Origin of the sequence: uncultured Lutibacter sp., assembly GCF_947493565.1 — a bacterium.
GTDB lineage: Bacteria > Bacteroidota > Bacteroidia > Flavobacteriales > Flavobacteriaceae > Lutibacter > Lutibacter aestuarii.
In genome coordinates this window covers 96072-117050 of record NZ_CANLRG010000005.1, presented here as the reverse complement: position 1 = coordinate 117050, position 20979 = coordinate 96072, and the positions used below count along the sequence as shown (strand labels likewise).

21 protein-coding genes are annotated in these 20979 nt (G+C 29.9%); 18 read left to right on the top strand and 3 right to left on the bottom strand.

Features of this window, described 5'->3' with window-relative positions; genetic code table 11:
* Nucleotides 1-40: 40 nt before the first annotated feature.
* The gene (locus Q0714_RS07565; protein WP_298263948.1) at nucleotides 41-733 is read right to left on the bottom strand and encodes a hypothetical protein; all 693 of its coding nucleotides are present in this window, start codon (nucleotides 731-733) and stop codon (nucleotides 41-43) included.
* A 128-nt stretch (nucleotides 734-861) separates the two neighbouring features.
* Between Q0714_RS07565 and Q0714_RS07560 the strand changes: the two genes are divergently transcribed.
* The 5 genes from Q0714_RS07560 (at nucleotide 862) to Q0714_RS07540 (ending at nucleotide 7313) form a co-directional block, all read left to right on the top strand.
* The gene (locus Q0714_RS07560) at nucleotides 862-1314 is read left to right on the top strand and encodes a MarR family transcriptional regulator (protein WP_298263947.1); all 453 of its coding nucleotides are present in this window, start codon (nucleotides 862-864) and stop codon (nucleotides 1312-1314) included.
* 12 nt (nucleotides 1315-1326) lie between these two features.
* On the top strand, nucleotides 1327-3726 hold the full coding sequence (locus Q0714_RS07555; RefSeq protein ID WP_298263946.1) for a 3-hydroxyacyl-CoA dehydrogenase/enoyl-CoA hydratase family protein: 2400 nt from the start codon (nucleotides 1327-1329) through the stop codon (nucleotides 3724-3726).
* 4 nt (nucleotides 3727-3730) lie between these two features.
* Nucleotides 3731-4915, top strand: a complete 1185-nt coding sequence (locus Q0714_RS07550) for an acetyl-CoA C-acyltransferase (protein ID WP_298263944.1) — start codon at nucleotides 3731-3733, stop codon at nucleotides 4913-4915.
* A 28-nt stretch (nucleotides 4916-4943) separates the two neighbouring features.
* Nucleotides 4944-6737: an acyl-CoA dehydrogenase family protein gene (locus tag Q0714_RS07545; RefSeq protein WP_298263942.1), complete on the top strand. Its 1794-nt coding sequence runs from the start codon at nucleotides 4944-4946 to the stop codon at nucleotides 6735-6737.
* A 162-nt stretch (nucleotides 6738-6899) separates the two neighbouring features.
* Complete coding sequence (locus tag Q0714_RS07540) at nucleotides 6900-7313, top strand: hypothetical protein (protein ID WP_298263941.1); 414 nt, start codon at nucleotides 6900-6902, stop codon at nucleotides 7311-7313.
* On the opposite strand, the gene Q0714_RS07535 is transcribed toward Q0714_RS07540, so the two are convergent.
* On the bottom strand, nucleotides 7305-8801 hold the full coding sequence (locus Q0714_RS07535) for a YfcC family protein (protein ID WP_298263940.1): 1497 nt from the start codon (nucleotides 8799-8801) through the stop codon (nucleotides 7305-7307). The two genes, Q0714_RS07540 and Q0714_RS07535, sit on opposite strands and share 9 nt — an antisense overlap.
* A gap of 149 nt (nucleotides 8802-8950) precedes the next feature.
* Here Q0714_RS07535 and Q0714_RS07530 point away from each other — a divergent pair, with 149 nt between their 5' ends.
* Nucleotides 8951-9712 (top strand): MBL fold metallo-hydrolase, encoded by a 762-nt coding sequence (locus Q0714_RS07530; RefSeq protein ID WP_298263939.1) that lies wholly within the window; start codon nucleotides 8951-8953, stop codon nucleotides 9710-9712.
* Here the strand turns inward: Q0714_RS07530 and Q0714_RS07525 are convergent.
* Nucleotides 9709-10980 (bottom strand): DUF2851 family protein, encoded by a 1272-nt coding sequence (locus Q0714_RS07525; RefSeq protein ID WP_298263937.1) that lies wholly within the window; start codon nucleotides 10978-10980, stop codon nucleotides 9709-9711. The genes Q0714_RS07530 and Q0714_RS07525 overlap by 4 nt on opposite strands.
* Before the next feature lie 123 nt (nucleotides 10981-11103).
* On the opposite strand from Q0714_RS07525, the gene Q0714_RS07520 reads away from it, so the two are divergent.
* The 12 genes from Q0714_RS07520 to Q0714_RS07465 all read left to right on the top strand — a co-directional run bounded on the left by Q0714_RS07520 (nucleotide 11104) and on the right by Q0714_RS07465 (nucleotide 20927).
* Entirely contained in the window at nucleotides 11104-11736 is a 633-nt protein-coding gene (locus Q0714_RS07520) for an NAD(P)H-dependent oxidoreductase (protein WP_298263935.1), read from the top strand.
* A gap of 33 nt (nucleotides 11737-11769) precedes the next feature.
* A complete protein-coding gene (locus Q0714_RS07515) occupies nucleotides 11770-13227 on the top strand; it encodes an aminoacyl-histidine dipeptidase (protein WP_298263934.1) in 1458 nt (485 codons plus the stop codon).
* A 221-nt stretch (nucleotides 13228-13448) separates the two neighbouring features.
* On the top strand, nucleotides 13449-14231 hold the full coding sequence (locus Q0714_RS07510) for an AAA family ATPase (protein WP_298263933.1): 783 nt from the start codon (nucleotides 13449-13451) through the stop codon (nucleotides 14229-14231).
* Nucleotides 14215-15114 (top strand): ParB/RepB/Spo0J family partition protein, encoded by a 900-nt coding sequence (locus Q0714_RS07505; protein WP_298263932.1) that lies wholly within the window; start codon nucleotides 14215-14217, stop codon nucleotides 15112-15114. The genes Q0714_RS07510 and Q0714_RS07505 overlap by 17 nt, the downstream gene beginning before the upstream one ends.
* On the top strand, nucleotides 15114-15695 hold the full coding sequence (locus tag Q0714_RS07500) for a DUF5683 domain-containing protein (RefSeq protein ID WP_298263931.1): 582 nt from the start codon (nucleotides 15114-15116) through the stop codon (nucleotides 15693-15695). The genes Q0714_RS07505 and Q0714_RS07500 overlap by 1 nt, the downstream gene beginning before the upstream one ends.
* Before the next feature lie 2 nt (nucleotides 15696-15697).
* Nucleotides 15698-16405, top strand: coding sequence for a 4-hydroxy-tetrahydrodipicolinate reductase (gene dapB / locus Q0714_RS07495; RefSeq protein WP_298263929.1), 708 nt, complete (start codon nucleotides 15698-15700; stop codon nucleotides 16403-16405).
* 53 nt (nucleotides 16406-16458) lie between these two features.
* Nucleotides 16459-18000 carry a signal peptidase I gene (gene lepB / locus Q0714_RS07490; protein ID WP_298263927.1) on the top strand — a complete coding sequence of 514 codons (1542 nt, stop codon included), beginning with the start codon at nucleotides 16459-16461 and terminating at the stop codon, nucleotides 17998-18000.
* A gap of 37 nt (nucleotides 18001-18037) precedes the next feature.
* Entirely contained in the window at nucleotides 18038-18652 is a 615-nt protein-coding gene (locus Q0714_RS07485) for a WbqC family protein (RefSeq protein ID WP_298263926.1), read from the top strand.
* Nucleotide 18653: 1 nt separating this feature from the next.
* Entirely contained in the window at nucleotides 18654-18971 is a 318-nt protein-coding gene (locus Q0714_RS07480; protein WP_367181332.1) for a DUF6122 family protein, read from the top strand.
* A gap of 61 nt (nucleotides 18972-19032) precedes the next feature.
* Nucleotides 19033-19707 (top strand): iron-sulfur cluster repair di-iron protein, encoded by a 675-nt coding sequence (gene ric, locus Q0714_RS07475; RefSeq protein WP_298263925.1) that lies wholly within the window; start codon nucleotides 19033-19035, stop codon nucleotides 19705-19707.
* A gap of 300 nt (nucleotides 19708-20007) precedes the next feature.
* The gene (locus tag Q0714_RS07470; protein WP_298263924.1) at nucleotides 20008-20502 is read left to right on the top strand and encodes a YiiX/YebB-like N1pC/P60 family cysteine hydrolase; all 495 of its coding nucleotides are present in this window, start codon (nucleotides 20008-20010) and stop codon (nucleotides 20500-20502) included.
* A 23-nt stretch (nucleotides 20503-20525) separates the two neighbouring features.
* Complete coding sequence (locus Q0714_RS07465) at nucleotides 20526-20927, top strand: DUF4878 domain-containing protein (protein WP_298263922.1); 402 nt, start codon at nucleotides 20526-20528, stop codon at nucleotides 20925-20927.
* The last annotated feature ends 52 nt before the right edge of the window (nucleotides 20928-20979 follow it).

Genomic DNA, 20979 nt, shown 5'->3' with positions numbered 1-20979 from the left:
AGATTTATTTTGTTAGATATTTAATTAATCTTTTAAAAAATTAATCAAGTTTATCAATATATTTTTGTTGAATTATTTTTAGGAGTTCTATGGTAGCTTTGGGTTTAACTATCCTTAACATTTCTGTAATACCTCCATTGGTGTAAAATATTCCTTTGGCGATATCATAATTTTTATCAGTCATGTTATTTTTAACTTCAAAAGTAATGGTTCTAAACTCACTCCAACTCATTAACCTAGGGACTTCTATATAGTACACATCATTTTCATGATGGTCTTGATAAATACCATTTTCTAGTTCTATTACATTAAAAAACTTATTTATTCTTATTAAAGAATCAACATCTGTAAACTTTTCACTTTTGGCAAACTCATATCCTTCATCTGCATAATGTTGTTGAATTTCGCCAATCTCCGTATATCTATTAATTCCTTTAACTCTTATTCCATTTAGCTTCCTTGAGTCTATAGTAACTTCACATTTTGCTGCATCTAATTCTAAATGATACGCTTCATTAATTTTTTTAGTAGCTCTTAAAATATTTTCAAACGACGTTGGGTTCTTTGTAACAAAAATAATTGAAATTGGCTTATTGATATCTGTAAAACGACTATAATAAGATTCGTATGGATCTGGAACATTGATTACAAAAGTTTTTGGTATTTTATTTTCATCAACAGTATCAATATTTTCCTGAATAATAATTTTTCCTATTAGTTCTTTTGCTTTCATTGTTTTATGGTTTGTGATTAGTGTTTTAAACTTATCCTTTTTTTTTAAAATAAACAAGTAAAATAATTTAACAAATAATTTTTAAATATTTATTATGCGTGCATAGTATTTTTTTATATATTTGAGAAATGCAAAAAGAACAAACAATAGATCATGTACTCAGAGCTACCTGGCAATCAGTAGCTAAGATGTATAACGAACAAGCGGTAAAACATGACAGTACCATGGCAATGGCTTTTGTTTTATTAAATGTAGACATTGAAAACGGAACTCCATCAACTGCTTTAGGTCCACAAATGGGAATGGAACCTACCAGTCTTTCTCGTATTTTAAAAAACATGGAAGAAAAAGGTGCTATTTACAGAGAAAAAAATCCAGATGATGGAAGAGGTGTTTTAATTAAACTAACAGCGTTTGGAATAGAAAAAAGAAATATTTCTAGAGAACACGTAATTCAATTTAATAAAGTTGTAAAACAACACGTGTCTGAAGAAAAAATTAAACATTTTTTTGAAGTTACCCAAACCATCAATAAGTTAATTGCTGAAAAATCAATTTTTGAACATGAACCAACTAAATAAAAAATCAAAATAATGAAAAGACGTATTAAAAAAGTAGCCGTTATTGGTTCCGGAATTATGGGATCAGGCATTGCATGTCATTTCGCAAATATTGGTGTTGAAGTTTTATTACTCGACATTATTCCCCGTGAATTAACAGATACAGAAAAAGCTAAAGGACTAACACTTGAAAATAAAGCTGTTAGAAACCGCTTAGTAAATGACAGCTTAAAAGCTTCATTAAAGTCTAAACCATCTCCTATTTACAATCAAAAATTTGCTGACAGAATTTCAACAGGAAATTTAGAAGATGATCTACATAAAATTAAAGATGTAGATTGGGTACTTGAAGTGGTGGTTGAACGACTAGACATTAAAAAACTAGTTTTTGAAAAAATTGAAAAATATAGAACAAAAGGAACATTAGTTACCTCAAACACTTCTGGAATTCCAATCAGTCAAATGAATGAAGGTAGAAGCGAAGATTTTCAAAAACATTTTGCTGTAACTCACTTTTTTAATCCACCACGCTATTTAAAATTATTTGAAGTAGTTCCAGGACCAAACTGCAATCAAGAAGTTACCGACTTTTTAATGATGTATGGTGAAAAATTCTTGGGAAAAACTTCTGTTTTAGCAAAAGATACTCCTGCTTTTATTGGAAACCGAATTGGTATTTTTGGAATTATGAGTTTGTTTCATCAAGTAAAAGAATTAGGCTTAACCATAGAAGAAGTCGATAAATTAACAGGGCCAGTGATTGGTCGTCCAAAATCTGCAACATTTAGGACTGTTGATGTTGTTGGTTTAGATACCTTGGTTCATGTGGCAAATGGAATTTATGAAAATTGTCCAAATGATGAAGCACACGAACTATTTAAACTTCCTGAATTTATTGATAAAATGATGGAGAACAAATGGTTAGGAAGCAAAACAGGTCAAGGATTTTATAAAAAAGTTGTTGAAAATGGAAAAAAATCAATTCAATCTTTAGATTTAGACACCTTAGAATACCGTCCAAATAAAAGAGCCAAATTTGCAACTTTAGAATTAACAAAAACCATTGATAAAGTTATTGATCGTTTTAAAGTTTTAATCAAAGGAAAAGACAAAGCAGGTGAGTTTTACAGAAAAAATTTCGCCGCTATGTTTGGCTATGTTCAAAATAGAATCCCTGAAATTTCTGATGAATTATACAGATTAGATGACGCTATGAAAGCTGGCTTTGGTTGGGAACACGGTCCTTTCCAAATTTGGGACGCCATAGGTGTTGAAAAAGGGATTGAATTAATGCAAGCTGAAAATATTCCTATAGCAAATTGGATAACTGATATGATTGCTAGTGGAAATACATCTTTCTATTCAGTTAAAGAAGGTACTAAATACTATTATTCAATTCCTTCAAAAAAACAAGAAAAAATCCCTGGTCAAGATAGCTTTATTATTCTCGATAATATTCGCGAAGCAAAAACAATTTGGTCTAATTCAGGTGCATCTATTCAACATTTAGGCGATGGTGTTTTAAATGTAGAATTCCAATCTAAAATGAATACGCTTGGAGGTGAAGTTTTACAAGCAATCAACAAAGGAATTGATTTGGCTGAAACTGAATACGAAGCTGTAATTCTTGGAAACCAAGCAGCTAATTTTACCGTAGGCGCTAATTTAGCAATGGTTTTTATGATGGCTGTAGAACAAGAGTACGATGAATTAAATTTCTCAATTAAATATTTCCAAGACACAGTAATGCGACTGCGCTATTCATCTTGTCCAACTATAATTGCTCCACACGGCTATACTTTTGGTGGTGGTTGCGAATTAAGTATGCACGCAGATAAAGTAGTAGCTGCTGCAGAAACTTATATAGGTTTAGTAGAATTTGGCGTAGGAATTATACCAGGTGGAGCAGGTTCTAAAGAAATGGCTTTAAGAGCCTCGGAAGGGGTTTTAAAAGATGATGTAAAATTAAATAAACTTCGCGATTACTTCATTAATGTAGCCATGGCTAAAGTGGCAACTTCTGCATACGAAGGATATGATTTAGGCTTCTTAAAAGAATATAAAGACATTGTTGTTGTTAATAAAGACCGACAAATTGCAACAGCTAAACGTCATGCAATTCAACTATTGGAAGATGGCTATACACAACCTGTACCAAAAAAAGTATTGGTTTATGGTCAACAAGCATTGGGTATGTTTTTAGTTGGAACTGATAGCTTAGAAAAAGGCCATTATGCTTCTGAACACGATAAAAAAATTGCCAATAAATTAGGATATGTAATGGCTGGTGGAGATTTATCGGAACCAACTTACGTATCTGAGCAATATTTATTAGACATTGAACGTGAAGCTTTTATGAGTTTGTGTACAGAAAGAAAAACGTTAGAACGCATAGAACATATGTTAAAAACAGGTAAACCACTAAGAAACTAAAAAAATGAAAACAGCATATATAGTACAAGGATATAGAACAGCGGTAGGTAAGGCACCTAGAGGAGTTTTTAGATTTAAAAGACCTGATGAATTGGCAGCAGAAACCATAGAACATTTATTAAAAGATATACCTCAATTAGATAAAAAAAGAATTGATGATGTTATTGTTGGAAATGCCATGCCTGAGGCTGAACAAGGTTTAAATATGGGGCGTTTAATCTCGTTAATGGGACTAAAAATTGAAGATGTCCCTGGAATGACTGTGAATAGATATTGTGCATCAGGATTAGAAACTGTGAGTATTGCAGTTGCTAAAATTCAATCTGGAATGGCAGATTGTATCATCGCTGGTGGCGTTGAAAGTATGAGCTATATTCCTATGGGTGGTTACCGTCCTGTCCCAAATTACAAATCAGCCAAAGAAGGTCATGAAGATTATTATTGGGGAATGGGGTTAACTGCAGAAGCTGTTGCTCAACAGTTTAAAGTTTCACGTGAAGACCAAGATGAATTTTCTTATAATTCACATATGAAAGCATTAAAAGCTCAAGCTGAAAATAGATTTAAAGAAGATATTGTTCCTATAACCGTTGAAAATATATTTTTAGATGAAAATGGTAAAAAACAAACTAAAAATTATACGGTTTCTGTAGATGAGGGTCCACGTAAAGGAACCTCAATAGAAGCACTTTCTAAATTACGTCCTGTTTTTGCTCAAGGAGGCAGTGTAACCGCTGGCAACTCCTCTCAAATGAGTGATGGCGCTGCTTTTTTATTGGTGATGAGTGAAGAAATGGTAAAAGAATTAAATATTGAACCCATAGCACGTATGGTTTCTTTTGCTGCTGTAGGTGTAGAACCACGCATTATGGGAATTGGTCCTGTAAAAGCAATTCCAAAAGCATTAAAACAAGCAAATTTAACTTTAAATGATATCGATTTAATTGAATTAAACGAAGCATTTGCTTCCCAATCTTTGGCAGTAATGAGAGAGCTTAACATTAATCAAGATATTGTGAATGTAAATGGTGGAGCTATTGCCTTAGGACACCCTCTTGGTTGTACAGGGGCTAAACTTTCAGTGCAGTTGTTCAACGAAATGAAAAAAAGAAAAAACAAATACGGAATAGTAACTATGTGTGTAGGTACTGGGCAAGGTGCCGCAGGTGTTTATGAACTTTTAAAATAAAATATTAAAATCAAAACCTATCAGAATAATGGCAACAATAAAAGGAGGAGAATTCCTAATAAAAGAAATTAAATCGGAAGATATCTTCGTATCTGAAGAATTTAATGAAGAACAAAAAATGATGAAAGAAGCGGTTATCGAATTTATAGATCGCGAAGTTTGGCCTCATAAAGAACGTTTTGAAAATAAAGATTATGCATTAACTGAAGAAGTGATGCGTAAAGCTGGAGAAATGGGCTTTTTAGGAGTATCAATACCCGAGCAATATGGTGGAATTGGAATGGGGTTTGTTTCTACTATGTTAGTAACTGATTATATTTCATCAGCAACCGGATCATTGGGAACTGCTTTTGGTGCACATACAGGAATTGGTACTATGCCAATATTTTTATACGGAACCGAAGAACAAAAACAAAAATATTTACCATTATTAACTTCTGGTCAAAAATTTGGCGCATATTGTTTAACCGAACCAGATGCTGGAAGTGATGCAAATTCTGGAAAAACAACAGCTGAATTAACAGCTGATGGTAAACATTACAAAATTAACGGACAAAAAATGTGGATCTCAAATGCAGGTTTTGCCGAAATATTTATCGTTTTTGCACGTATAGAGGATGATAAAAATATCACTGCATTTATTATGGAATTTGACAAAAACAATCCAAATGGTGTAACCCTAGGGGAGGAAGAAAAAAAATTAGGAATTACCTCTTCTTCAACCCGTCAAGTGTTTTTTAGTGACACGTTAATTCCAGTAGAAAACATGTTATCCGATAGAGGAAAAGGGTTTAAAATTGCCATGAACTCTTTAAATGTGGGTCGTATAAAATTAGGGGCTGCTTGTTTAGATGCTAGTAGAAGAATTATCACAGAATCAGTTAAATATGGTAATGAGCGTAAACAATTTAAAACCGCCATATCAAATTTTGGAGCAATTCAAAAAAAATATGCTGAAATGAGTGCCAAAACATTTACAATTGATGCTGGTTGCTATAGAGCTGCAAAAGACATACAAAATATGATTGATGCTGGCTTAGCTGAAGGGAAATCGCACCAAGATGCAGAACTAGCAGCTTTTCAAGAATATGCTATTGAATGTGCTATTATAAAAGTATTTGGGTCAGAAGTTTCTCAATTTGTTTCTGATGAAGGAATTCAAATTTTTGGCGGAATGGGATTTTCAAAAGACACTCCAATGGAAAGTGCATGGAGAGATGCTAGAATTACTAGAATTTATGAAGGAACCAACGAAATAAACAGACTTTTAACTGTTGGAATGCTACTTAAAAAAGCTATGAAAGGTGAAATTGATTTATTAACTCCAGCTATGGAAGTTGGAAATAGCTTGTTGGGAATACCTTCATTTGACACGCCAGATTATACTGTTTTATTTTCAGAAGAAAAAGAAATGATTGCTAAATTAAAAAAAGCCTTTTTAATGATTTCTGGAAAAGCAGTTCAAACATATGGTATGGATCTAGAAAATCATCAACAATTAATTTTGGCTGCTGCTGAAGTAATGATTGAAGTTTATATGGCTGAATCTGCTATTTTAAAAGCTGAAAAAGTTGCAAAATTAACTTCAGAAAAAGAAGCTGAATGTCAAATAGCTATGGCAAAATTAAATCTATTTAATGCCGTAGAAAAATCAGCAACAATGGGGAAAGAAGCTATCGTATATTTTGCCGAAGGTGACGAACTACGTATGTTATTAATGGGATTAAAGCGTTTTACCAAGTACACTAACAACCCTAACCCTATAGCTTTAAGAAAAATAATTGCTGAAAAAGTAATTACTGAAAACAGCTATTGTTTTTAATTTTAAAATTCAATCAATTTAATTACGCGTTAAAAAGATACAACAAATTCGTTGTATCTTTTTTTATTTTTTTAACCTTTTCGTTTATTTTTTTTGTAATTTTATATATGCATACAAATAAGCTTTATTGCCCCAATTGTTTCATCATTAAAAACTTCTATTATGAAAAAAAACATTGGAATTTGGATAGATACCAAACACGCTTTTGTAATTAGACTTTCTAACAATTCACACACTTTTAAAACTATTGAATCTAATATTGAAACTCGTGAAAGAGTTGAAGGAGAAACTAAAAAATATGGAAGATTTGGAGGTCAATATTTAACATACGAAAAAAACAGAGAAAACAAACGCATTCAAATGACCAATCAATTTCTAAAAAGTTTATTAAAAGAAATTGAAACTTGTGATTCTGTTGTTGTTTTTGGCCCTTCAAAAATGAAAAATATTTTTGAAAAAGAAATTAGAAATAATATGCAATTAACCCACAAACTAGCTGGAGTTTCTAGCGTAAATTATTTAACTGAAAATCAAATAGTTGCTTGGGTAAAAGATTATTTTAAATCTTTAGATTAACAACCCACCCCAAAGAATCAAAAAGGATAGCAAACCTAGCAACGTTAATAAAGGCCAAATAAACTTTAACCAAGTATTATAATTAACGTTTACCATTGCTAATGATGGTAAAATTAATCCTGTTGGTGTAATAAAACTCATTAATCCCATTCCAAATAAATAAGTATTTACAATTTCTTCGGGAGGAACCCCAACTACTGGAGCCAAAGAACTCATAATTGGCATGGTAACTACAGCCATTCCTGAAGAGGAGGATATAAATAAAGTAAGTACAAAAAATACCATCATTAAAATTGGCAAAAATATTCCAGGAGGCATTCCTTCTACTAAGTTTGTAGCATAAAATAAAATGGTATCTGAAATTTGCCCTTCATTTAAAACAAAAGTAACTCCTCTAGCAATTCCTATAATAAATGACACTCCAAGTAAATCTTTAGCTCCATTAATAAATTCTTTAATAAAATTTTGCTCTCCAACTCTTTGTAAAACTGCTATTAATATAGCTGCAACTAAAAATAACGCCGTCATTTCCTGAAACCACCAACCCAAAACTGACACTCCGTATATCATTACTGCAAATGTTAATGCAAACAGGCTTAACAATACTTTGGTTATTCCTTTTAGTTTATTTGTAGATTCAGTTTCAGTAACCTTGGTAAATGGGTTTTCTAGTTTTGAACCATATAGTAGAGATTTTGTGGGGTCATCTTTAACTTTTTTTGCATATCTCATAATATACCAAATACAAACCACCAGTCCTAAAATTAACATAGCTACCCTACTATAAATTCCAATCGTCCAATTTACACCAGCTGCGTCTGAGGCTATAATGGTTGAAAATGGATTTACTGTAGATGCCATAGTTCCTATTGAGGATCCTATATAAATTACTGCAACTGGCACAATTAAATCGTAACCGGCCGCCAAAAAAACAGGAACTAAAATTGGATAAAAAGCTAACGTTTCTTCAGCTAAACCAAAAGTAGTTCCTCCAACTGCAATTAAAGAGGTAACAATAATAATTAAAACACTTTCCCTTCCTTTTAATTTGCTTGCTAAAAACCCAACTCCTTCATTAAAAGCTCCTGAATTATTAAAAACCCCTATAAAACCTCCTATAATAAGAACAAATAAAATTACATCAATTGCTTCATAAATACCTTTAATTGGAGCATATATAATTTCTAAAATTCCTTGTGGTTTTGAGGCTACTTCTTTATAAGTTCCTGGTATAGAAATTGCCTTTTTAATTTTACCTTCTTTAAATTTATCTAAAGAGATTAAAATATTATGATCATCTAAAACCTTTTGAGTAGCTGCAATACTTTCTTGTTTTACCTCAGAATTAATGGTGAATTCATTAGTGTTTGAATTGTATGATAATGTATCGTAAGATCCTGCAGGTAAAAGCCAAGTTGCTATAGCACTTAGCATAATAGCAATCATTAAAACGGTATAAGGAGAAGGGAATTTAAAGGAAAATTTCATTTTTAAATATTTAAAAGAATGTATCCATTTTAGCACATAAAAACATATGCAAAAGTAGTAGTAATTAAATTAATAGTATATTTATAACGCTATAAATTTTAATATTAAATAGCAGAATTTTTGTTCTTTAAAATTTAAAACATCCACCTATGAAATTAAAAGGTATTTTAACAATCGTATTCATATTTACAGTTTCTTTCATTTGGAGTCAAAAAAATGAAATTGATGAATTTAAAACACAAAATGGTATCATTAAAGTTCATCCTATTTTACATGGAAGCTTGGTATTAACTTATAACAATACAACTGTTTATGTTGATCCTTATGGTGGTTCAGACTTATATAAAAGCTTTAAATCTCCTGATATTGTGTTGATAACTGATATTCATGGAGATCATTTAGACCATAAAACATTAGATGTTATTGATACTTCAAACACAATATTTATTACTCCAAAAGAAGTTGCTTCAAAATTACCCAAAAGGTTGATTTCTAAAGTAGAGGTACTGAAAAATGGACAAGGTATCCATAGATTAAACATTTTTTTTAAAGCAATTGCAATGTACAATTTACCTGAGATTGAAAATTCTAAACATCCTAAAGGTAGAGGAAATGGCTATGTTTTAAGTATTGATGATAAACAACTGTACATTTCTGGAGATACCGAAGATATTCCCGAAATGAGAACTTTACAACATATAGATATTGCTTTTATTTGCATGAATTTACCTTACACAATGGACATCAATCAGGCTGCAAGTGCTGTTTTAGAATTTCAACCAAAAGTTGTATATCCATATCATTACAGGGGAACTGATGGTTTAAGTGACATTGCGGAATTTAAAAAATTAGTAAATAGCAAAAATAAAAACATTGAAGTACGCTTACGAAATTGGTATCCAAAAAACTAATTTTTAAGTAATTCTTTTCCAATAGAACATTCTAAACAACGTTGTTTAGAACAATATTCATTTTTTAATTGTAACAAGGCTTGTGTTTTAAATGCATTATCGCTTTTAACCTTTAACATATTAAAGTTTGATATAATACTATTTTTTTCAGGTTTCATTTGTTGAATTAGCTGTAATAGAGGACTAAAATCATTTTTACCCAAACTTTTTAAATACCAAAATTTAATGGGTATTACTGTATTTATCAATACCAAATCTATAAATGGTTTAGTGATTTTTTTTATACTTTTTTTAGATTCTTTAGAAAATGTATAATGCGTTTCCCAAAAAGTTGATGCTGAAACTGAAAACAATTCGTAAAATTCCTCTAATTTTTCATTTTCTATAACTTTTGAAAATAAATTTTGATGTGTATGGTATAATTGCGAAAGTTGAGAAATTCTTATGGTAGGAAAATTATTGGGGCGTAACCTAAAAAATTGAATTTGATTTTTTGATATTGGTTCTAATTTAAACTTAGTTTGCAAGTATTTAAACTCTTCTTTTAAATTTAAAAAATAATTAGATTCAATGTTATCGAACAATAAACCTGCTTGCCCAAATAACAGCGCTTCAAACTGGTTTAAGTTATTAGAAACCTTTCTTACAGTAGTAAAATCAACCGATAAAGCCAGGTTTAAAAAAGCCTCGCCATTCACATTTAAACCAAAACTTTTAGCTAACAAACTAAATAAAGTGGCTTCCCAATTATTATTTGTTTTTATGAATATATCTTGAACTTGTACAGACTTTTGTTCTAAACGTTCAAAATACAATCGCTCATACCAATGTTCTAAAATAAATGAATCAATCCTATTTATTTCCTGTTCACAATTAATCCATTTTTTAGGCGTACTAAATAATTTTTGATAATTCTCTAACAACTCTTTTGAAATATAATTTTTCAATTCTAAAGTAGGAATTGTTTTGTTAGATTTTCTAAAAATTGTAACATCGTGTTCCCAAACCACATGTAAAATCACTGAATCATAGCTTTCATCTTTTTCATGACGATGAATGTACCAATCTGATGATTTTAAATGAATTTCTACATTTCCAGCCCAAAGCTGATCTTGTATTCTAATTTGAGCATTCAAAAAGTCTGGTCCAGAATTATAATTTAGTAATCCCGAAGACTTTATTTCTAACAATTCTCCACTTGTTGTTTTAATTTTAGAAGTCGGAAATAGCTTCAACTTCCATATAAAATGAAGTAAATTTTCTTTCATAGCGTTTATTTTATTCCTAAAAATATAAATTAACTTTTAGTTAAAAAAATTGAAGTCGTAACTTACCTGTTTTTCAATATTTTTAAAGTAATTTTGTAAGAATTAAGAATAAAAATTAGTAACATGGATATTATAAATAGTTTAAAATGGAGATATGCTACCAAAAAGTTTGATCCTTCAAAAAAACTATCAAATAAACAAGTTGAAGTACTTAAAAATGCCTTTAACCTAACAGCAACTTCTTTTGGATTACAACCTGTAAAAATGATTGTAATTGAAAATAAAGAACTCCAAGAAAAATTTGTAGAACTCTCTTACTTTCAACGTCAAGTTGCAGATGCTTCACACCTACTCATTCTTTGTATAGATACCGATACAACTTCGGAAGATATCAATGCTTATTTTGATTTAGAAAAAGAAACTAGAAATGTTAGTGAGGCTACTATTTCAAAATTTAGAAAACAGCTACTTCAAATGTATGAAAATAAAACAATTGAAGAAAAACAACTTTCCGCCATTTACCAAACCTATATTATCTTAGGGAATTTAATGACCGTTTGTGCTGTAGAAAAAATTGATGCTTGTCCTTTGGAAGGATTTATTCCTGAAAAAGTAGATAAGTTATTAAACTTAACAGAAAAAAAACTAAAATCAGTTTTAATGCTCCCTGTTGGATATAGAGCTGATGATGATATTATGAGTGAAATGAAAAAGGTTAGAAAACCTTTGAATGAAACCATTATAGAAATAATATAAATTAAAATTAAAATCAAAAAAATAAATTAAATCATGAGTAAAGATATTAGAGCACTTGAACCAACCGCACTATGGAACAATTTTGCAGACTTAAATGCAGTTCCTAGAGGTTCTAAAAAAGAAGAACGTGTAATTGAATTTATGGTTGATTTTGGAAAAAAATTAAACCTTGAAACTGTTGTTGACCCTGTAGGAAACGTTATTATCAAAAAACCAGCCTCAAAAGGTATGGAAACTAGAAAAACGGTGGTGATGCAATCACATTTAGACATGGTACATCAAAAAAATGCCGATACCAATTTTGATTTTGATACAGAAGGTATTAAAATGATAATTGATGGAGATTGGGTAAAAGCTGAAGGAACAACCTTGGGTGCAGACAACGGTTTAGGTGTTGCGGCTATTATGAGTGTTTTAGCTTCTACTAACATTCAACACCCTACTATTGAAGCACTGTTCACTATTGATGAAGAAACTGGTATGACTGGTGCTAAAGGGCTTGAAGAAGGATATTTAAACGGTGAAATACTATTAAATCTAGATACAGAAGAAGATGATGAAATTGATATAGGTTGTGCAGGTGGAATTGATATAACTGCTGAAAATACTTATAACGAAGTACATTCACCATCTAACAGTGTTGGATATAGCATTTCTGTAACAGGTTTAAATGGAGGACATTCAGGAATGGATATTCATAAAGGTTTGGGAAATGCCAATAAAATAATGAATCGTTTGCTTTATGAAACTTTAGATTTTTCAAGAATTTCTGAAATCAATGGAGGTAGCTTAAGAAATGCTATTCCAAGAGAAAGTTTTGCAATAGTTTCTGTATATGAATCTAAAAAAGATGCATTCTTAAAAAAAATTAAAAAAGTAACAAAGGAAATTAAAACTGAATTTAAAACAGTTGATCCTAATTTAGAAATAACTCTTTCAAAAATAAAAACACCTGAAAGAGTGATGACGGTTATTAGTCAAACTACATTATTAAACACTTTATACGCAGCTCATAATGGAGTTTATCGTATGAGTAATGATATGGAAGGGCTTGTAGAAACTTCAAACAATATCGCTAGAGTAATTGTTAAAGATGAAGACATCAAAATTATGTGTTTAACACGTTCATCTGTAGAAACTTCAAAATTTGATTTGGCTAATGCATTAAAAGCAACATTTGAATTGGCTGGTTATACAGTTACCATGTCTGGATCATACCCAGGATGGAAACCAAATGTAAATTCACCAATTTTAAAAGTATTAACAGATACTTATGAAAAATTATTTGATAGTAAAGCTGATGTTGTTGCTTGTCATGCTGGTTTAGAATGTGGTATTTTAGGAACCAATTACCCTGAAATGGATATGATTTCTTTTGGCCCTACTATACAAGGAGCCCATTCTCCTGATGAAAGAGCGAATATTAAATCTACTCAAAAATTTTGGAAATTCTTATTAACAATTTTAGAGAATATTCCATTTAAAAACTAGTCATTTAAAAAGGCTTGTTCAATAGTTTAAATTAGTCATTTATTTACCACCGCATTTATTAGACTGATTTTAAGCGCTTCTTTAACTTCATTTTAATTGAAACAAAGAGTAGCCCTACTATTTAACAAGCCTTTTTCTTTTTATAGGTTTGTTAACATTATTCCCTTTTAAAAACCATAAATAATTGTATTTTTACATCTTAAATAATTCGTATTTCTTTTATGGGAAAAATAATCGCAGTTGCAAATCAAAAGGGTGGTGTTGGAAAAACTACTACAACCGTTAATTTAGCTGCAGCCTTAGGTGTATTAGAAAAAAAAGTATTACTTATTGATGCCGATCCTCAAGCTAACGCTTCCTCTGGACTTGGTGTAGATGTTGAAGAAGTTGAATTGGGAACTTACCAATTACTTGAACATGCCATTTCAGCTAAAAATGCTATAATTCAAACAAATTCACCTAATGTAGACTTAATACCTGCGCATATTGATTTAGTTGCAATAGAAATTGAATTAGTAGATAAAGACCAACGTGAATATATGTTAAAAGAGGTTCTTCAGGAAATTAAAAATGATTATGATTATATTTTAATAGACTGCGCCCCTTCACTTGGGTTAATAACGTTAAATGCATTGGTAGCTTCCGATTCAGTAATAATACCAATACAATGCGAATACTTTGCATTAGAAGGTTTAGGGAAATTATTGAATACCATTAAAAGTGTTCAAAAAATTCATAATCCTGATTTAGATATTGAAGGGTTATTATTAACCATGTACGATTCTCGTTTGCGTTTATCTAATCAAGTTGTTGAAGAAGTTAAAAAACATTTCCAAAACATGGTATTTAAAACCATTATACAAAGAAATGTTCGATTAAGTGAAGCACCAAGTTATGGCGAAAGTATTATTGCTTATGATGCTACTAGTAAAGGTGCCGTAAATTATATTAACTTAGCAAACGAAATATTAAAAAATCATAATAAGGATGGCAAAAGCTACTAAAAAACAAGCGCTTGGAAGAGGGTTATCTGCCTTATTAAAAGAAACGAGTTCAGATATCACTTCTGCAAACGATAAAAATGCTGATAAGGTTGTTGGAAATATTATTGAAATTGAATTAGACACAATTGAAGTAAATCCCTACCAACCAAGAAGTTATTTTAATGAAGAAGCGCTTCGTGAATTGGCTAGTTCAATAAAAGAGTTAGGTGTAATTCAACCTATTACAGTTCGTAAATTAGATGGAAATAAGTTTCAATTAGTTTCTGGTGAAAGACGATTTAGAGCCTCTAAACTAATAGGAAATAAAACTATTCCAGCTTATATTAGAATTGCCAATGACCAAGAAATGTTGGAAATGGCATTGGTTGAAAATATTCAACGTAAAGATTTAGACCCTATTGAAGTAGCACTTTCATATCAACGTTTAATTGACGAAATTGATTTAACACAAGAAGAAATGAGTCAACGCGTTGGAAAAAAACGTTCTACCATAACTAACTATTTACGCTTATTAAAATTAGATCCAATTATTCAAACTGGCATGCGCGATGGTTTTTTGTCTATGGGACATGGAAGAGCACTTATAAACATTGAAGATACAGAAGATCAATTAAGTATTTACGAAAAAATAATTCAACAAAAATTATCTGTTCGGCAAACAGAGCAATTGGTAAAAGCTTTAAAAGAAGGAGGCTCAACAAAACCTAAAGCCAACAGTAAAGATGTTGAAGTTCCTAAATATGTTAGTAAAGGAATTAAAACGTTTAGCGAATACTTTGGACATAAAATCGACGTTAAAATATCTGGAAACGACAAAGGGAAGATTATCATTCCTTTTCATTCAGAAGAAGATTTTAACAGGTTAAAAAAATTACTACAATAGTGTTAAAAAAACAGCTGTATTTATTTTTAATTTTATTTAGCTTTGGAGTGCTAGCAATTCACTCTCAAGAAGTGACTGACACCTTAAAAATAAAAAATAAATTTGGAAGTATATCCAAAGAATTTAAACCTCTAGCACCAGCTACTGCTGCTTTTTACTCGGCTGTTTTACCAGGATTAGGACAGGCTTACAATAAAAAGTATTGGAAAATACCTATTATATATGCTGCCTTAGGCTCAGGAATTTACTTTTATAGTGACAATAATACCAATTATAAAAGGGCAAGAAATGCCTATAAGTTGTCTATTGACGGTAAACCTCACGAGTTTGACGGAACAAATGGTAACATCCTCTTATCAGATGATGCTCTAGTAAGGGCGCAAAAATCTTATAAAAAAGATCGAGATTTATCACTTTTAGTTACCGTTGGCTTATATTTATTACAAGTAGTTGAGGCTAGTACAAATGCACACTTATTACAACATAATGTTGACGATGCCCTTTCGGTAAAGCCTCAATTAATTAAAGATACCGCCACCAATAAAACTATTGTTGGTGCATCTATAAACTTTAAATTTTAACAATGAAAATAGCACTTTTAGGTTATGGAAGAATGGGTAAAACAATTGAACAAATTGCGTTACAAAAAGGTCATGAAATTGTTTTAAAAGTAGACGAAAACACAAAGAATTATGATATTACCATAGCTGATGTAGCCATAGATTTTAGCATTCCTTCTGTAGCTTTCAACAATATTACAAATTGCTTCAAAAACAATGTACCTGTAGTTAGTGGTACAACTGGGTGGTTGGCAAAATTTGAAGAAGCTAAAACAATTTGTAAACAACAAAAAGGGGCTTTTATTTATGCTTCTAATTACAGTTTAGGTGTAAACATTTTTTTTGAATTAAATAATTATTTAGCTAAAATGATGCATCATTTAGACGATTATCAAATATCATTAGAAGAAATTCATCATACTAAAAAATTAGATGCTCCAAGTGGTACAGCTATTACTTTAGCTGAAGATATCATTAAACATTCATCTAAAAATAGTTGGACATTAGATGTAACAAATAATGAAACTGAATTACCAATAGTGGCAAAACGTATTGATGATGTTCCTGGAACACATTCAATAAAATACAAATCAAAAGTTGACACAATAGACATCAAACACACAGCGCACAATAGAGATGGTTTTGCTTTAGGAGCAGTTGTAGCCGCAGAATGGCTTGTAGGAAAAACAGGTGTTTTTACTATGAAAGATGTTCTTGGTTTAAACAAATAATACTCATCTTTACACATGATTTTGATGTAAGTAAAGTTTAAAATATTTTTATTATGACAATGACTCAATGGTTTATTTTTTTCTTAATAGTTCAATTAATTCATTTTTTGGGAACTTGGAAATTATATGTAAAAGCAGGAAGAAAATCATGGGAAGCAATAGTACCAATATACAATGCTATTGTACTTATGAAAATTATTAACAGACCTGTTTGGTGGATTGTATTACTATTTATTCCAATCATCAATCTTTTAATGTTTCCTGTAATTTGGATTGAAACTATTCGAAGTTTCGGTAAAAATTCAACTATAGATTCATTTTTAGCTGTTTTAACTTTAGGGTTTTACACTTATTACATTAATTATTTAGCTAATGTTACTTATATTGAAGATAGAAGCTTAAAATCGAGAACAGAGCTTGGTGAGTGGGTTAGTTCTATAGTTTTTGCAATTATTGCAGCAACTTTAGTGCATACGTATTTTATGCAACCATACACCATACCTACATCATCGCTTGAGAAATCTCTTTTAGTGGGTGACTTTTTATTTGTAAGTAAATTCCATTATGGTGCTAGAACTCCAATGACAACCATTGCTGCTCCAATGGTACATGATTCTTTACCTTTTATCAAATTACGTTCCTACTTAAAAAAACCTCAATTGCCTTATTTTAGGCTTCCTGGTTTTGAGAAAATTAAACGAAATGAAATTGTTGTTTTTAATTGGCCTGTAGATACAGTTCAAAGGTTTTTTGATACATCTAATATTCATATTGATAAACCTATCGACAAAAAATCAAATTATGTAAAACGTTGTGTTGGTATTCCTGGAGATTCTTTAGAAATTAAAGATGGTTATATTTACATTAATGGTGACAAAACTATACTTCCCGATAGAGCTAAACCTCAATATATGCATAAAGTAGTTACTAACGGACAATTAAGTGCTACTACTTTAAGTAGATATGATATTACAGAAGGTGGTTTTTATGGAGATTATTACCTTTTAAATTTAACTGATGAAAATGCTGCTAAACTAAAAAACAACCCGCTAGTAAAAAGTATTGACAAAGAAATTACTCCTAAAGGAACCTACGAATCTGGTGTTTTTCCACATAACAAACAATATGCTTGGTCTATAGATAATTTTGGACCTATTTATATCCCAGAAGCAGGTAAGACAGTTAAACTAAATAAAAAATCGTTACCTTTTTATAAAAGAATTATTGAAGTTTACGAAAAAAATAACCTAACGATTAATGGAGATGAAATATTTATTAATGGTCAACTAACGACATCCTATACATTTAAACAAGATTATTATTGGATGATGGGTGATAATAGACATAACTCTGAAGATGCTCGTTCTTGGGGTTATGTTCCATTTGACCATGTAGTTGGAAAGCCTGTATTTATTTGGATGAGTTGGGATGGTAATGCTCAAGGTTTAGCTAATAAAATACGTTGGGAACGTGTATTTACTACAGTTCATGGTAGTGGAAAACCGGTTTCTTATTTGTATTATTTCTTAGGAGCCCTACTCCTTTGGTTTGGATACAACACTTACAGAAAACGTAAAAAAGAAGAAGGATCTTAAATCGTAAACTTAGAATAAACAGTATAACTATTATTTAATGGTTTTAATACAACCTACTTACTTTTCACCAATAATTCAATACCTAGCCATTTCAAAATCTAATGGTATTGTTTTTGAAGTTGAAGATAACTATCAAAAACAGACCTATAGAAATCGTTGTTATGTTTATACATCAAATGGCAAACACTTGTTAAATGTTCCAATTCAACATTTAAAAGGAATAAAACAAAAAACTAAAGATATTAAAATAGATTATAAAGATGATTGGAATAAGCTCCACTTAAAAACCCTAAAAACAGCTTATAACTCCTCTCCTTTCTTTGAATTTTATATAGACGATTTATCTCCAATTTTTGAAAAAAAATACACCTTTTTATTAGACTTAAATTTAAAGTGTCATGAAATTATTATGGATGCACTTCAAATAGAACTTTCAACATTAATCACATCAGCATATATAAAAAATTCTGATTTAAAAGATTTTAGAAATCTAGCTATCGCAAAAGGTCAAAAAGAATATAATTTAACAAGATATATTCAAGTATTTGAACAACACCATGGATTTATTTCTAATTTAAGTATCTTAGACTTACTTTTTATGGAAGGTCCAAATGCATTAAATTATTTAGAAAATCAAAACATAACATTTTAATTTGGAAATTTTAAGGTTTGTTACTCACTACGGAATGCATTTCTTAATTCCTGGTTTTATTGCTTTTATTTTTTTTAAAGATAAATGGAAAACCACTTGGCTCATATTTATACTAACTATGTTAATAGATATTGACCACTTATTTGCTACTCCAATCTTTAGCCCTAATAGATGTAGCATCAATTTTCATCCTTTACATACCAATTACGCTATTGTTTTATATTTTTTTATGCTAGCACCATCCAAAACTAGAATTATTGCAATAGGGTTACTCTTTCATATACTAACTGACTATTTAGATTGTTGTTGGATTAAATAATAAAAGACTTATTTGTCTTTTATTATTTTTTTACTATATTTGCAGTATAAATTTTACAACAATGTTAGATATAAAAAATAAAACGATTGCTGAAATTGTTAGCGATGATATAAGTACCGCTTCAGTTTTCAAAAAATACAATTTAGATTTTTGCTGTGGAGGTGGAAAAACAGTTGAAAAAGCTTGTATTAAGGCAAATATAAATGTAGATGAAGTAATCAACGATTTACTTTCCAATACTCCAAAAAATGATGCTCCTACATTAAATTTTAAAGACTGGAATCCTGAATTTTTAGCAGATTATATTGTAAATGTTCATCATACTTATGTTAAAGAAAATTTAAGTATAATTAATGAGTTTTCTACAAAAGTAGCAAGTGTACATGGGCATCATGCTCCTGAAACAATTGAAATTGATCATTTATTTACTACTCTTTCAAATGAATTAATTTCACATTTAGAAAAAGAAGAAACAATTTTATTCCCTGCTATAAAGTCTAAACTTAAAGACCCTAATTTTAGCTACGATAAAAATGTTATTGCAATTTTAGAAGATGAACATGACAGTGCTGGAACTATTGTTAAAAAAATTCAAGAATTAAGTAACAACTTTACACCTCCTGTATGGGCATGTAATACTTTCAAAGCTTTATATCATAAATTAGATGAATTTATCAACGATTTGTATCAACATATTCATTTAGAAAACAATATACTATTTCCAAAAGTAAAATAGTTAAATTAATCCCAAAACTTTAAAAACTTCAAGTTAACTCTTGAAGTTTTTTTACGATTTAAAAATACTTTTTACCTTTTAAAAACTATTTTTAAAATAAACTCACTAATTTTATAGTACTACTACTAATTTAATCGCTGTTAAGTATTTCAATCGAAATCAATTACTATGATTAAAAAGTATTGCTCATACTCGACTTTAGTAATTATAATAGTATTTATTTTACTAAGCAGTACTTTTATTATAACTATAAATTATAAAAATTTTAATCATTTAAAAAGAAACATCACACAAATCAAATTGAAAGATGTAAAAAATGGAGATTTGATTTTAAGATGTGGAAGATCTACAGAAAGTTATGCCATTCATTTAACAGATAGTAATGCTGAATTTACTCATATTGGCATAATTAAAATAGAAAATAACATACCATACGTAATTCATGCAGTTCCTCATAAAAATAATTTTATTAAAAAAGAACGCTTAAATGAATTCCTTAATCCAAAAAAGGCATCAAAAGTTGCTATTTATAGAACCAATTTTAATTCAACCATTTTAAAAAATGTAGTGATGCAAGCAAATACATTTTTTGAGAAAAAGTACATTTTTGACAATGAGTACAATTTGCAAACAAATACCAAGCTTTACTGTACGGAGTTAATTTTAAAATCATTTCAAAACGCAGGGATTCATTTAAATGTTCAAACAAAAAAAATAAAATATGTAATTGGTAATCATGCCATCATCTTCCCTTCAGAATTCACTAAAAAACCTCATTTTAAAAGAGTTATCTAATATAAATCAATAAAAAAACAATTATGAAACAATTAAAATTTTTTCTCGTTCTGTTTTTAACAACAGTATTTTTAAGTATAAGTTCCTGTAGCAGTGGCTCTGCTCCAAGTGATACCATAAAAACAGCTTATGATTTAATGAAATCTAAAAATTTTAAAAAAGTAGCTGCTTTATACGTAAATCATGATGGCGAAAAGTTTTCAGAAGAAGAAGCAAAAAAAATGGAAGGTTTATTAGGAATGGCTTCTAAAGAAGAATTTGATAAAAAAAATGGTTTAAAAAATATAGTTATTGATGAAGAAACCATTTCAGAAGATGGAAACAGTGCTAAAGTAAAATATACGGTACATTTTAAAAATGGCGATAGTGAAAAAGAAGATGCCAAACTCATAAAAATGAATGGTAAGTGGTTTATAAAAATGTAACATTTATAAAAAAATCCCAGAATTTCTTCTAGGATTTTTTTTAATAGTAACT

Coding starts and splice junctions, on each gene's coding strand:
- Q0714_RS07560 (WP_298263947.1), top strand. CDS start 862: ATGCAAAAAGAACAAACAATAGATCATGTACTCAGAGCTACCTGGCAA.
- Q0714_RS07525 (WP_298263937.1), bottom strand. CDS start 10,980: ATGAAAGAAAATTTACTTCATTTTATATGGAAGTTGAAGCTATTTCCG.
- Q0714_RS07505 (WP_298263932.1), top strand. CDS start 14,215: ATGGCAAAAGCTACTAAAAAACAAGCGCTTGGAAGAGGGTTATCTGCC.
- Q0714_RS07485 (WP_298263926.1), top strand. CDS start 18,038: ATGGTTTTAATACAACCTACTTACTTTTCACCAATAATTCAATACCTA.
- Q0714_RS07550 (WP_298263944.1), top strand. CDS start 3,731: ATGAAAACAGCATATATAGTACAAGGATATAGAACAGCGGTAGGTAAG.
- ric (WP_298263925.1), top strand. CDS start 19,033: ATGTTAGATATAAAAAATAAAACGATTGCTGAAATTGTTAGCGATGAT.
- Q0714_RS07540 (WP_298263941.1), top strand. CDS start 6,900: ATGAAAAAAAACATTGGAATTTGGATAGATACCAAACACGCTTTTGTA.
- Q0714_RS07565 (WP_298263948.1), bottom strand. CDS start 733: ATGAAAGCAAAAGAACTAATAGGAAAAATTATTATTCAGGAAAATATT.
- Q0714_RS07535 (WP_298263940.1), bottom strand. CDS start 8,801: ATGAAATTTTCCTTTAAATTCCCTTCTCCTTATACCGTTTTAATGATT.
- Q0714_RS07530 (WP_298263939.1), top strand. CDS start 8,951: ATGAAATTAAAAGGTATTTTAACAATCGTATTCATATTTACAGTTTCT.
- Q0714_RS07510 (WP_298263933.1), top strand. CDS start 13,449: ATGGGAAAAATAATCGCAGTTGCAAATCAAAAGGGTGGTGTTGGAAAA.
- Q0714_RS07515 (WP_298263934.1), top strand. CDS start 11,770: ATGAGTAAAGATATTAGAGCACTTGAACCAACCGCACTATGGAACAAT.
- dapB (WP_298263929.1), top strand. CDS start 15,698: ATGAAAATAGCACTTTTAGGTTATGGAAGAATGGGTAAAACAATTGAA.
- Q0714_RS07545 (WP_298263942.1), top strand. CDS start 4,944: ATGGCAACAATAAAAGGAGGAGAATTCCTAATAAAAGAAATTAAATCG.
- Q0714_RS07555 (WP_298263946.1), top strand. CDS start 1,327: ATGAAAAGACGTATTAAAAAAGTAGCCGTTATTGGTTCCGGAATTATG.
- Q0714_RS07465 (WP_298263922.1), top strand. CDS start 20,526: ATGAAACAATTAAAATTTTTTCTCGTTCTGTTTTTAACAACAGTATTT.
- Q0714_RS07520 (WP_298263935.1), top strand. CDS start 11,104: ATGGATATTATAAATAGTTTAAAATGGAGATATGCTACCAAAAAGTTT.
- lepB (WP_298263927.1), top strand. CDS start 16,459: ATGACAATGACTCAATGGTTTATTTTTTTCTTAATAGTTCAATTAATT.